General features: G+C 73.5%; 9 protein-coding genes. 6 read left to right on the forward strand and 3 right to left on the reverse strand.

The window, feature by feature from the left end; genetic code table 11:
• The first annotated feature begins 292 nt into the window (after positions 1-292).
• Positions 293-685, forward strand: coding sequence for a VOC family protein (locus tag ACWEQO_RS21575; protein WP_361456962.1), 393 nt, complete (start codon positions 293-295; stop codon positions 683-685).
• 84 nt (positions 686-769) lie between these two features.
• Here ACWEQO_RS21575 and ACWEQO_RS21580 read toward each other — a convergent pair whose 3' ends face one another.
• A complete protein-coding gene (locus tag ACWEQO_RS21580) occupies positions 770-1,075 on the reverse strand; it encodes a DUF4235 domain-containing protein (protein WP_361456959.1) in 306 nt (101 codons plus the stop codon).
• 712 nt (positions 1,076-1,787) lie between these two features.
• Here ACWEQO_RS21580 and ACWEQO_RS21585 point away from each other — a divergent pair.
• Complete coding sequence (locus tag ACWEQO_RS21585; RefSeq protein ID WP_452984850.1) at positions 1,788-3,617, forward strand: ricin-type beta-trefoil lectin domain protein; 1,830 nt, start codon at positions 1,788-1,790, stop codon at positions 3,615-3,617.
• An 89-nt stretch (positions 3,618-3,706) separates the two neighbouring features.
• Here ACWEQO_RS21585 and ACWEQO_RS21590 read toward each other — a convergent pair whose 3' ends face one another.
• On the reverse strand, positions 3,707-6,145 hold the full coding sequence (locus ACWEQO_RS21590; protein ID WP_361456953.1) for a SpoIIE family protein phosphatase: 2,439 nt from the start codon (positions 6,143-6,145) through the stop codon (positions 3,707-3,709).
• 315 nt (positions 6,146-6,460) lie between these two features.
• On the opposite strand from ACWEQO_RS21590, the gene ACWEQO_RS21595 reads away from it, so the two are divergent.
• From ACWEQO_RS21595 to ACWEQO_RS21610, 4 genes are all read left to right on the forward strand, one after another.
• Complete coding sequence (locus ACWEQO_RS21595; RefSeq protein ID WP_279331846.1) at positions 6,461-6,706, forward strand: hypothetical protein; 246 nt, start codon at positions 6,461-6,463, stop codon at positions 6,704-6,706.
• A 3-nt stretch (positions 6,707-6,709) separates the two neighbouring features.
• Positions 6,710-7,087 (forward strand): toxin Doc, encoded by a 378-nt coding sequence (locus ACWEQO_RS21600; RefSeq protein WP_361456948.1) that lies wholly within the window; start codon positions 6,710-6,712, stop codon positions 7,085-7,087.
• A gap of 352 nt (positions 7,088-7,439) precedes the next feature.
• Positions 7,440-9,011, forward strand: a complete 1,572-nt coding sequence (locus ACWEQO_RS21605; RefSeq protein WP_452984851.1) for an RICIN domain-containing protein — start codon at positions 7,440-7,442, stop codon at positions 9,009-9,011.
• Between the two features lie 392 nt (positions 9,012-9,403).
• Positions 9,404-9,838 carry a subtilase-type protease inhibitor gene (locus tag ACWEQO_RS21610; protein WP_361456942.1) on the forward strand — a complete coding sequence of 145 codons (435 nt, stop codon included), beginning with the start codon at positions 9,404-9,406 and terminating at the stop codon, positions 9,836-9,838.
• 145 nt (positions 9,839-9,983) lie between these two features.
• Here the strand turns inward: ACWEQO_RS21610 and ACWEQO_RS21615 are convergent, their stop codons facing one another.
• Entirely contained in the window at positions 9,984-12,812 is a 2,829-nt protein-coding gene (locus ACWEQO_RS21615; RefSeq protein WP_452984852.1) for an NHLP bacteriocin export ABC transporter permease/ATPase subunit, read from the reverse strand.
• Position 12,813 lies beyond the last annotated feature (1 nt).

The raw sequence follows: 12,813 nt of genomic DNA on the forward strand, positions 1-12,813 counted from the left end.
AGCCCTGCGGGCGGGCCGTCCTCGCGACCGCCCGCACACTTGAACTCGGCTTCACGGGACGAAAGTTGAACCGGGAAGCGGTACGTAGCTGCCCAGATCCCAAATGATCTACACCGAGCGTTCCTCGTGATGTCTGTTACTTCACAAGCCACTTGAGGTGCTTACCGCCTCAAACTCCCCTGAAGTCACTGGACTTGGCGCACGGATTGAAACCGTCGAGTGGGGACAGGTGCCAGGTACGGGCCGGGGCGCCGCCCCGGGCCCGGACGGACCGGATCCCGCGGAGGAAGACATGGCACTGGTACATGCCGGAGTGGTGGTGCTCGACTGCGCCGAGCCCGAGAAACTCGCCGAGTTCTACCGGGAGCTGCTGGAGGGCGAGGTGGCCGACGCCGACACCGACCGGGTGGAGATCCGGGCCGCAGACGGCTTCCGGCTGGCGCTGCGCCGCGACGTCAACACCACCGCACCGAGCTGGCCGCGCCCCGAGAACTCGCTCCAGGCGCACCTGGAGTTCGCGGTCGAGGACCTGGACGCCGCGGAACGCCTGATCGTGAGCCTCGGCGGCCGTGCGGTGGAGACGAGGGAGGTCGTCGGGCCCCGGGAGGAGCGCGGCTACGCGGATCCGGCCGGGCACTCCTTCACCCTGCGCCGCGGGACGCCGGTGGGGCCGAAACAGGGCTGACGGGCGCCTCCCCGCGAAGACGCCCGGGCCCCCGCGCCGGGGACGGGGCCGGAGCGGGGGAGCAGGGGCAGGGCGCCGCCCCGGTCAGTCGCGTCCGCCCTTGTCCGGGACCGGCCAGTAGCCCGTCGAGCGCTCGATGGCCTTGGCGCCCGCGCGGTCCACGGCGCTGCGCACCGCCGCGAAGATGGCGCCCTGGATCGCGGCGGCCAGCAGGATCTCGCCCCAGCGGCGGTCCCGGTCCAGCGCGTCGGGCGCGTTGTCCTCGTGCCGGATCACCTTCCACGTCTTCTGGAAGGCGAGTCCCGCCAGGGTGCCGCTCGTCCAGCCCAGCACGAACCCGATGGGTTTGTACGCCAGGGGCAGCTTCTTCTTCTTGGTCTTCTTCGCCACGTGGATCTCCCAGGTCGGTTCCGGCGTTCAAGAGTCCCTGTGACCACGTTCCCCGTTTTGCGCCATGGGCACGGCCCCACCGCACCCGACCGGGTGCCCCGGGAACGCGAGAGGCGCGGGAGGCGGACCGGGGAACCCCGCCGCCGGGGCCCGGCTCACGGGTGCCCGCCGGCCGGGCCGCCATGCACGGCGGAGCGCGGACGGAGCCGGCCCCCGGACGGGAGCGGATCGACGGCCCTGCGGTGTCCCCGCGGACGCCGGCCGGTTGATCACCGCCGAGCCGATCACCGTCGAACCGACCACCGCTGAGCCGACCGTCCCGGCGGTGCCCCGGCCCGCTCGCTTTTCCGGCTGCCCTTTCCGGACACCGGGCGTCGAACCGGGTGATCGGGTGCACGGAATCGAGTATCCCGAATCCTGTTGACGCTTTGTCAAAACTCTTTTTCCGTAGGAGAAATGCGCGAAATCACGGGGTGCCTTGTTCCTCCTCGTTGACCTGTGCAAAAGTGGGTCGCACCGGCGTGCGGACGATATCTTTTGTCCTGGCGTGCGCGTGGCCGCTCCCGCGGGCCGATCGGCTCCTGAAGAGCTGCTCCGGACGGATGTTCGAAATGCCGAATCCCGTGCGGACGGGCTTCCGTCGTATCGTCGGTGAGGCTGCGGGCCCGTTGGTACGGACTTTATTCCGCGCATCCTCGAAAGGACTGCATCCGTGAAGGACACCGGCCTGTCGCATTTTCGGGTTCCGGCCCATTCGTCCGAGGTGACGGACGAGCAGCTGGCCGCCGAGTTGCGGAAGTGGACGGGTGCCACGCCGGCACTGCACCCCGCCGGTGAACTGCTCGACCGGCACTGGGAGTCGGTCTTCGGGTACGCCCGGCTGTGCACCGACGGACCGCGGTCCGCCGGGATGCTCACCACCGCCGCGTTCACCCGGCTCTTCGGCGAGACCCTGAAGCACAACGGACCGAGCTCCGCGTGGCGTCCCCAACTCCTCGTCACGGTCCGCAGGATCGCCGCCGAGTGGATCGGCGACCACCGGCGCGAGATGCTCCGCCCCGACCTCACCGCCGAGTCCGGTGACGACCGGCGGCCGGCCGCCCGACTGCTGCCGCCGCCCGAACGGCGCCTGCTGTCAGGGGCGTTCCAGCGACTGCCGCAGGCGGCGCGCTGTCTGCTGTGGCACGCGGAGGTCGAGTCGGAGCCGCTCCACGTCCCTGCCGGGCTGCTCGCACTGGACGAGGAGAGCGCCGGCATCGAACTGCGCCGGTCCCGGGACCGGTTGCGCGACGAAGTCCTCCAACTCCACGGCGAACTGGCCCCCGACCAGGAGTGCCGGCGCTATGTCCGTCTGCTCGAGGTGACCTACCGGCGAGCGGGCACCGAACTCGATCCGGACCTGCGCACACACCTGGACGGCTGCGTCCACTGCCGGCACGCCGCGGACCAGCTCGCCCGCTTCACCACCGGACTCGGCACGGCCCTGGCGGAGGCGGTCCTCGGCTGGAGCGCACGGGAGTACGTGGCGAGCCGGGCACGAGCAGCCGACGCCGCCGACGGGCCTGCGGAGGGGGCCATGGACGGTGGTACGGCGGCCGCGGAGCGGCCGACGCCCGAGAGCATCGTCGACATGGCCTTCCCCGGCTCCGGAGACGGGCCCTCGGGTGCGACGGAGGAGTCGTTCACCGGCCCGGCGCCGATCCCGCCCCTCCCCGCCGAAGAACCCCGCACCGCTCCCGCCGCGCCCCCGGTCCCGAGCACCGCCCCCTCTCCCGTCGGGCACCCCGCCCCCCGCCCCGCCGCCCGCTCCGGGCGACGTGCGGCGCCCCGCACCGGTTCTCGCGGTGCCGTGCTCCGCGCCGGTTCCCGCGTCGCCCGGAAGACAGCCCGCCGGGCCGCGCGCCGGCGCAACCTCGCCGCGGGCATCCTCACGGTCAGCGGGCTGATCGTCCTTCCGCTGGTGCTGTGGACCTCGGGCGGCTCCGACGCCTCCGCGCGGGGCACCGGCCGTCCCTCCGGGACCCCCGGTGCCGAGGAGAGGCCCCCGTCGGCCGGCGGCCCCCCGCGGTCCGGCTCCGGCGAGGTGGTGAAGGGCGCCCTGCGCGGCCGGCTGCACAACACCGCCTCCGGCCTGTGCGTCGGCGTGGTCGGCGACCGCGCCGTCGCGGGAGCCGAGACCGAGCTCACCGCCTGCTCGGCGGGCACGATCCAGCAGTGGACGTACGAGACGGACGGGCTGCTGCGCAACGCCGCGGAACCGGACCTGTGCCTCGACTCCCGTCTCGGTTACTCGGTGCGGCTGGCCCGGTGCACGGGCCCGGCGCGGGCGAACGCCGACAGCGCGCGCTACGACTTCACCGTGCAGGGCAGCCTGGTGCCCCGCTCCGGCCAGGACCTGGGGCTGGCGCCCGCGGCGACCGACGGCTCGGGTGCCCTCGTCCTCAAGACCCGCGACGATTCGGACGCCCAGCGCTGGGCGATCCGTGCCTCGGAGTCCGACCCGCGGAAGAAGACCGCCGACCGGGGCGCCGACGGACCGTGACGGTGAGGCGTCCGCCGCGGACGGACGCCCGCCCCCGCGTCAGGGGCCAGCCCCGCGTCAGGGGCCGGCCCCGAGGGTGCGGAAAGCGCTCACGGCTCCTCCTGCTCCAGCGGGCCCAGTTCGGCCCAGATGGTCTTGCCCTCGGCGGTGTGCCTGCTGCCCCACCGCCGGGTGAGCTGGGCGACCAGGAGCAGTCCCCGCCCGCCCTCGTCCCAGGTCTTGGCGCGCCGCAGGTGCGGGGCGGTGTGGTTGGTGTCGGACACCTCGCAGATCAGCGTCGCCGCGTCGCAGATGAGCCGGAGCCGGATGGGCGGGGCGCCGTAGCGGATCGCGTTGGTGACCAGCTCGCTCACCACCAGCTCGGCGGTGAACGACGCCTCGGTCAGGGACCAGACGTCCAGCTGGTCCAGGACCTGTTTGCGGATCGGTGCGACCAGCGCCGGATCGGCCGGGATGTCCCAGGTGGCGACCCGGGAGGACGGCAGCCCGCGGGTACGGGTCAGCAGCAGGGCCGCGTCCTCCGTCCTGCTGCCCGGACCGAGCAGGGTGTTCAGGACGCGGTCGCAGGCCTCGTCGAGCGAGCCCGAGGCCGCGTCCGACAGGGCGTCGGTGAGCATCGCCCGGCCGGTCCCCGTGCCGCCCGCCGGGCCTTCGGTCAGCCCGTCGGTGTAGAACGCCAGCACCGAGCCCTCGGACAACTCCAGCTCCACGGACTCGAAGGGCAGACCGCCCAGGCCCAGCGGCGGTCCGGACGGCAGGTCGAGCACGCGGGCCGGCCCGTCCGGCGGAACCAGCACGGGCGGCGGATGCCCCGCCCGTGCCAGGGTGCAGCGCCGGGACACCGGGTCGTACACCGCGTACAGGCAGGTCGCGCCGACCTCGCCGTGACCGCCGTCGGCGGCCTCGCCACGGCCGCCGTCGACGTCGCCGGCCGACTCATGGGCGAGGTGCAGGACCAGGTCGTCGACGTGGGTGAGGAGTTCGTCGGGGGCCAGATCGATGTCGGCGAGGGTGCGGACGGCCGTACGCAGCCTGCTCATCGTCGCGGAGGCCTGGATGCCGCGGCCCGCGACGTCCCCCACCACGATGGCCACCCGCATCCCGGACAACGGGATCACGTCGAACCAGTCGCCGCCCACACCGGAACGCGCGGCCGGCAGATACCGGGAGGCGGAGTCCACCGCGGCCGTCCGGGGCAGGCCGCGGGGGAGCATGCTGCGCCGGAGGGTGCGGGTGGTCTCGCGCTCGCGGGAGTAGCGGCGGGCGTTGTCGATGCAGACGGCGGCCCGTGCCGTGACCTCCTCGGCGAGCAGCACGTCGTCGTGGGTGAAGGAATCGGGGTGCCGGAACCGGGTGAACACCGCGACGCCGAGCGTGGTACCACGGGCCTGGAGGGGGACGGACAGGATCGAGTGGACGCCGAGCTCCCGGATCTGCCGGGCCTGGGTCTCGTCGGCCGCGAGCCACGGGTTGAGGTCGCCCGAGGGCACCGAGGCGACGACGCTGTGACCGGCGATCAGCGAATCGGCCTGGGGCGCGGTGGCCGGGTAGACGATCACCTCGTCCGGGCCGGCGATCGGCTCGAAACCGCCCGGGGCGTAGGCCCGGTGGGCCATCCGGCGCAGCGCGACCGGCAGGGCCGGCGGGCCGGTGGCGCCGGCACCCAGGTCGTTCTGTTCGAGCAGGTCGTTCTGCTCGAGCAGGTCGACGCTGACGAAATCGGCGAGCGCGGGCACACAGACCTCCGTCAGCTCCTGCGCCGTCCGGGTGACGTCGAGGGTGGTGCCGATGCGCATGCTGGCCTCGTTGACGAGCTGCAGCCGGGCCCGCGCGCTGTACTGCTCGGTGAAGTCGTGAGCCGTCACGCACACGCCGGCCACCCGGCCGCCGTCGTCGGTGAGGGGCGCGATCCGGGCCAGCCAGGCCTGTGCGCGACCCGCCCCGGAGAAACGTACGCGGGTCTGCATGTCGTGGCCCCGGCCGCTCCGCAGCACCTGGCTCATGTGCCGCTCCAGCTCGAAGTGCCGGGGCCGGCTGCCCAGCTCGGTGGGCCTGAGTCCGCGCAGCTGGCGGGCGGGCAGCCCGAGGAGGGCCGCCATCGCGTCGTTGACACCGCGCAGGCGCAGGTCCCGGTCGAAGACCGCGGTGGCGCACGGGGACTGGAGCATGGCCGCCCGGAGCAGCGGATCCTCGGCCGGGTCGGTCTCCCCGGACCCCAGCGGTGTGACGGCCAGCCAGTCGCCGGTGCCGCCGTCCTCCCGCAGGACGCGGTGGGCGAGGACCCACACGGTGACGGTGCCACCGTCCTGGTGCCGAAGCGCGAGCGTGCCGTGCCAGAGCGTGCCCGACGGCGGTGGGGGCGGTTCGGCGCCGGCGACGAGCAGGTCGGCCGCGGGGCGGCCGACCACCTCCTCGGCGCGGTGGCCCAGCAGCAGCCGGGCGCCTTCGTTCCACCGCACGAGGGTGCCGTCGGCGGCGATGACGGCGCGGGCCGTCACCGGATCGTCGAACGGGTCGTCCGGCCTCATCGTCGCCACTCCATCGCGCACACTCACCGTGAACTGGTGGACCGCCAGAGTTCCAGCCTAGTGCGTCGAAGCCGGACGTGGCCCGCCACCCCGGCCGGCCCGGGACCGCGGGGCCGGGACGGGAGTGGCGGGCGCGACGCCCGAAGCGGTCGCCGGGGCAGGCTCCTCGCGGTGCCCGTACCGGCGCCGGAGACGCCGTCCCGTTCCGCGGGGCGATACTTCCCGCACGCTCCCGCCTGTCCGGTCGGTACCGGTTCATCACTGCTCTGAGCTGCTGGTATTTACGATTGAGTACCTGAGCGGTACCGTGAGGGCATGCCTGCTCTCAATGTGGAGTTCAGTGACCGTGAACTCGAGGACCTGCGGCAGATCGCCAAGGAGCGCGGTACATCGATGAAGGCGCTCGTGCGCGAGGCGGCCGCGGCCGACATAGCGCGCCACCGGGCGCTGCAGGAGGGCGCGGAGGCGTTCCGCCGGTTCTTCGCCTCCCACGCCGACGAATTCGCCGCCGCCTTCCCGGACGACGAACCGCGCGCCAAGGACGAAGGGCGGGCCGCCTGACCGATGGGACCCGTCCTGCACATAGACGTGCCCTGGCTGCTCCAGCGGCACGAGGAGGTCCTCCCGGACCAGCCCGCCATCAACGACTTCTCGGCGCTGGTCGCGGCCGTCGCCCGGCACCGCGTCGACCCGCCCCGCCTCGGCGTGAACTCGGACCCGGCCTGGCGGGCCGCCGCCCTGCTGCACACCCTCGCCCTGCTCCGGCCGCTGCCGTCGGCCAACGCCCGCTTCGCCTGCGCGACGGCCGTGGCGTACATGTTCGTCAGCGGAGCGGGCATCGACCCGCCCTACGGCGCGATCGTCGACCTGGCCCGCGATCTGATGTCCGGCGCGGCGGACGTCTACGCGGCGGCGGACCGGCTGCGGTCCTGGCAGATCTGACGCCGCCGCCCGGAATGCGGACCGGGGAGAACACAGCGGAGACGCCGGGGAGAACGTGCAGGTGGAAAGCGGGCGCGAGGGGCGCCGGCCGGGCTTTTCACGTCGGCGTTCCGGTCGGCGGGCGGAGGTGGTCCGAGTGCCTTGTTGGCCGTGTACGGGTGTGCGAGAGTGAGCCGCCCGCGAGGGGGTAAAATCCGGGGTCGCACGCGCGTTGACGAACCGGATCCGATTTCACCGTCGGTGAATTCGCGACCTCCCGCGCAAAGCCGCCAAGAGGTATGGACCATTCGGGGACTTTCCTTCTGGGCGTCAGAACTTCTGTGTCACCTGCGCGTGGGAAGGAACCACCTCAGTGCCCACCCCTCATTCCCGTCGGTCCCCGTATCCCCCTCCCGGCGGGAATCCGGGGGAGTCCGACGAGGCCCTCGCCACGTGGCTGCGGGGTCGTCCGGAGAGCGAGGCCGCCCGGTCCGTGGCGCTGCTGACGGCCCGTCACTGGACGTCCATGCACGACTACGCGGCCATCTGCCTCGCCTCGTCGGGGCCGACGGCCGCCATGGTCACCGCGGCGGCACAGCACCGGGTCCTGGACCGGATCGCCCTCGGCGAACCGGCCGTCGCGCTGCGCCCGGTGCTGCTGGTGGCCGTGCGGGACACGGTCCGGGAATGGGCCGCCGACGACCGCACCGCGGAGACTCTGCCCGACCTGCAGAAACCCGCGGGCGGACGCGGTATGCGCGCGGCGAAGACGATGACGCCGGACAACCGCACGCTCGCCCAGCGCTCCTTCCGCTCCCTGCCGGCCCTCGCGCGCTGCGTGCTCTGGCACGTGGAGGTCGAGGCGGAGCCCGTGTCGGTGCCGGCCGGTCTGCTCGGCATCGATCCCGACATCGCGTCGGGCGCGCTCGAGCAGGCGCGTGACGCGTTCCGTCAGGGCTGCGTCCAGGCCCACCAGGAACTCGCGCCCACGAAGGACTGCCGGTTCTACAACCGCCTCCTCGACGTGCCCATCCGCCGGGGCAAGGCGCTGCTCCCCGACGTGCAGCAGCACCTGACGGACTGCCGCCACTGCCGGAACGCGGCCGAGCAACTGAGCCATTTCGAGGGCGCTCTCGGCACGCTCCTCGCCGAGGCGGTCCTCGGCTGGGGCGCCCGCCGCTACCTCGACTCCCGCCCCGGCCGGGCGGCGCCGGGCCCGCGCGGCGGCCGCGCCGCCCGCCGCGGGCACCGCGGCGGGCGGTCCGGCGGCAGCCGGCGCCGTCTCCTGTCCCGGATACCCGCACCCGCCCGCCTCACCGGCCTGGGGCTCCCGGACGCGGTGCGCTCCACCCGTACCCTGCTCACCGGCCTCGGAGCCGTCTCGGCCGGCGTGCTGGTGAGCGTGCTCATCGCGGGGCCCCCCGCGACCGAGGGCGGTACCGGCCCGACGGGGGCCGCCAGCGCGGCCGGCGGCCGCGGGGTCGTACCGACCGAGTCCCCGCCGGGCGTGGCCGGCCTGCCCACGGGGCTGGAGCAGACCCTGCTGCGCAACGCCGCCTCCGGCCTGTGCCTCGACACCCGGGGCGAGCCCAGGAACGGCGTCGGCACCCGGCTGGCGCCGTGTTCCTCGGGGTGGAGCCAGCAGTGGACCTACGAGGACGACGGACTGCTGCGCAGCGTGGCCGATCCCGGCCTGTGCCTGGACTCGCACAAGGACGCCGGCGTGGTCGTCCTCGCCACCTGTGCCGAGGAGAACGACGGCCGGGGCGACGACGTGCGCTACGACCTCACCGTGCAGGGCGAGTTGCTGCCCCGCTGGGACGAACGGCTGGCGCTCGCCCCGGCCGGCCCCGACGCGAACGCCGACGTCGTCGTCAGGGTGCGGGACCGGGCCGAGGACCAGCGCTGGGTGCCCGAGCCGGTGGAGTCGGCCGAGGACTCCTGACGCGAACCGTGAACCGTGTGCCGGGGCGGGGCGGTTCACCGCCCCGGCAGGGCGAGGGGGAGATCCGGTCCGGCGATCGGACGGCGGACGGATCATGAACACGAGTTGTCGCGGAATGGTCGACCGGTAGCGGGATCGGAATGTTTCAGGCCTATTGCTGAACGATGGGGATTCGGCCATCTGGCCACTTCGTACACGCGGCACCCCTGTGATTACAGGGTCCACACTTCCGCTTTCCGTGACTTCGCGCCACTGATTCAATACGCAAGGTTACCGAAACCGGCGGGGTCGACGTGTGTTTCCGGGGCGGACTCGGCAGACTCCCGCTCGCCGGTCCGGCACCACCGAGCACGGCCCGGCACCTCGTCGAAACGAGCGGAAGGATGCACACAATGCGGAACACCGCGCGCTGGGCCGCCACCCTCGCCCTGACGGCCGCGGCCGTCTGCGCACCTCTGTCCCACGGCGCGTCGGCCGCCCCGAGCGGCGATGCGTCCGCGCTCTACGCCCCGTCGGCCCTCGTGCTCACCATGGGGCGCGGTGAGAGCGCGGCGGCCGTCACGCCGGAACGCGCCGTCACCCTGACCTGTGCCCCCGAGGCCTCGGGCACCCACCCGGCCGCGGCCGCGGCGTGCGGGGAACTGGCCGAGGTGGGCGGGGACCTGCGCGCGCTGACCGCCGCGGAGGGAGTGTTCTGCACCAAGCAGTACGACCCGGTCGTGGTCACCGCCGAAGGCGTGTGGCAGGGGCAGCGCGTGTCCTACGAGCGCACCTTCCCCAACGAATGCGTGATGAACGCCCATGGTTCGGGCGTCCTCACGTTCTGAGACCGGGACCGCACGGTTCCCGTGACCGCGCGGCGGTCGGGGTACTGGGGAGTACCGACCTCCTCGCGGAACGTGCGGTCTCGCACAAGGAGGCCGGCGGGCGGAGTGGGGCCGCCCGCCGGCCTCCGGCGTTCACGGGCCGTCGTCACGCCAGCTGCCGCCGCACCAGTTCGTGCAGCCGCCCGGCCGGGTCGGCGAGCAAGTGGGCCGGGGGACCCTGCTGGACCACCTTGCCGTGCTCCATCACCACCACCCGGTCCGCGTCCAGCACCGTCGACAGCCGGTGCGCGATGACGACCCGGGTGGCCCGCAGCGCCCTGGTGCTCTCGATCACCGTGCGCTGCGTCTCGTTGTCCAGGGCGCTGGTCGCCTCGTCGAAGAAGAGGATGCGCGGCCGGCGGATCAGCGCCTGGGCGATCATCAGCCGCTGCCGCTGGCCGCCGGAGAGCGTGCCGCTGCCCGAGACGATGGTGTGCAGCCCCATCGGCATCCGCCGGATGTCCTCGGCGAGCCCCGCCATCTCGGCCGCCGCCATCGCCTCCTCGGGCGTGTACGGCTCGGTGCCGCAGATGACGTCCAGGAGGGAACCGGTGAACGGCTGGGCGTGCTGGAGCACCACACCGCACTGCCGGCGCACCGCCGACCGGTCGAGCGCGGCCAGGTCCTGACCGTCGTACAGCACACTGCCCGACAGCGGCCGGTCGAAGCCGATGAGCAGCCGCAGCAGGGTGGACTTGCCGCAGCCGCTGGGGCCGACCACCGCCACGAACTCGCCCGGCCGCGCCTCGAAGGAGACGTCGTCGAGGACCAGCGGGCCGTCGTCGGAGTAGCGGAAGGACACCCGCCGTGCCTCGAGCGCCCCGCTCAGCGGGCCCGGCCGGGTGCTCGCCGCCCGTACCTCGGGGGTCGCGTCCAGCACCGGCCGGATCTGCTCGAACAGCGGCAGCACGGCCACCCCGGAGACGAACGCGCCGGTCAGCTGGGTGACCGAGGTCAGCACCATCGTCACCGACGTGTTGAAGGCGAGGAACTCGGCCGCCGTCATTGAGCCGCGCGCCGGGCCCGCCAGCAGCATGAACATCGCCAGTGTGCACAGCGGCAGACAGACCGCGCCCAGCACCGCCGTCAGGTTCTTGATCCGGCCGGCCCTCTGCTGGAGCTCACGGCTGCGGGCGAACTCGGACGCCCACGCCCCGTACGCGTAGTTCTCCGCCGCCGCCACCCGCAGCTTCGGCAGTCCGCGCAGTGTCTGGAAGGCCTGGTTGTTCAGCTTGTTGGTGAGCACCACCAGGCGCCGCTGCCACCGCACCTGCCACAGTCCGAGCCCCGTGAACACCGCGGCGACGACGACGAGCATCCCGATCGCGGCCAGCGCCATCGGCACGCTGAACCACAGCAGCAGCCCCAGGTTCATCGCGCCGACGGTGACCGACTGGGCCACCGTCGGCCCGACCCCGGCCAGCAGCCGGCGGATCGCGCTGATCCCCATGGCCGCGCTCGCCAGCTCACCGGTCGAGCGCTCGGTGAAGAACGACGTCGGCAGCCGCAGCAGCCTGTCCCACACGGCGGGCTGGAGGGTGGCCTCCACCCGGCCCTCCAGCCGCAGCAGGGTGAGGTTCTGCAGCAGCATGAAGGCGGCGGCCACCACACTGCCGATGATCACCGCGAGACAGACCTGCGCGATCAGCCCGGTCTGCGCCTTCGGCACGAACTCGCCGAGCACCTTGCCCGTGGCGATCGGCACCAGCGCCCCGATCGCCACCGTGACCAGACCGCTGAGCAGCAGCCCCGTCAGATCGCCGCGGGTGCCCGACACGCAGAACCGCAGCAACCCGAGCGGACCGAGCCGCCGCTCGGGCAGCGGTCGGTAGAACATCACCGCCCGCTGCTCGAACTCCACGGCGTTCGCCTTCTCCACCGGCGTCTCACGCCCCGTCGCGGGATGCACCGCGACGTATCCGCCGCGCCGCCACAGCAGCGCCACCGGCGCGCCGGACAACGCCCGGTGACCCACCAGCGGACCGACGTCGTCCCGCCACCAGCGCCCCTCCAGCCGTACGGCACGGGTGCGCAGACGGGACGCGACGGCGATCTGCTCGACCGGATCGAGACGATCGCCGCCGGTGCCGGGCCGGTCCGGCCCGGCGAGCGAGATCCCGGCCGCCCGCGCGACCAGCTCGCAGGCCGCGTACGTGGCGTCCGCGTCGGCCGCGGTCGTTCCCCGCGCCGACCGCTCGCCGATGGCGGCGAGCAGCGTCCGGTCGGCCCGGTCGCGGACCGCCTCACCGGCCCTGATGCCCTCGGCGGCGCGTGTCTCATGGGTGTGCTCCACCTGCTCGATCCAGCGGTCCAGCGTGCTCATCAGCCGGTACTGCTGGTCGACCAGGCTCTGCCACAGCGCCGGGTCCATCAGCAGGTCCGCCGCGGCCTCGGCGCCGTACGGCGAGCCGTACTGCACGCTGCCCGGCGGCACCTGCATCCAGAACACGTCGTCGTCGCCGGGCGCGGCGGCCCGCTCGGCGGCCATCGGCGCCTGGAAGAGCACCGACAGACTGCGGCCCACACCGAGGGCGAGGGCGTACTCCAGCGGACTCGCGGCCGGCGGGACGTACTGCGGATCTCCGTACTCGTCGTACGACCAGGTCCGGGTGTCCGCCGCCCGGTACAGCTCGCGCAGGCCGATACGGTGCACCACGCAGTCCCGCAGCGGCCGGGCCACCAGGGTGTGCCGCGGTCCCGCGCCGGGGCCGAGCAGCAGCGAGCCCGCCTCCAGCCGGCCCAGGTGGTGCCAGTGGCCCCGCTCCTCGGCGTCGACGGCGAACAGGTCCACCGCGCCGGCCGCGATCAGCCACAGTGTCTGCGGCCCCGCCAGATCCAGCCGGTTGAACCCGGCACAGTCCGTCCGCGTGCCCAGCGCACCGAGCGCACCCAGCACGAGGTCGCCCCCGTGCCCCTCCCGCACGGTCGTCGTCATC

It is taken from the genome of Streptomyces sp. NPDC004051, from assembly GCF_053604275.1.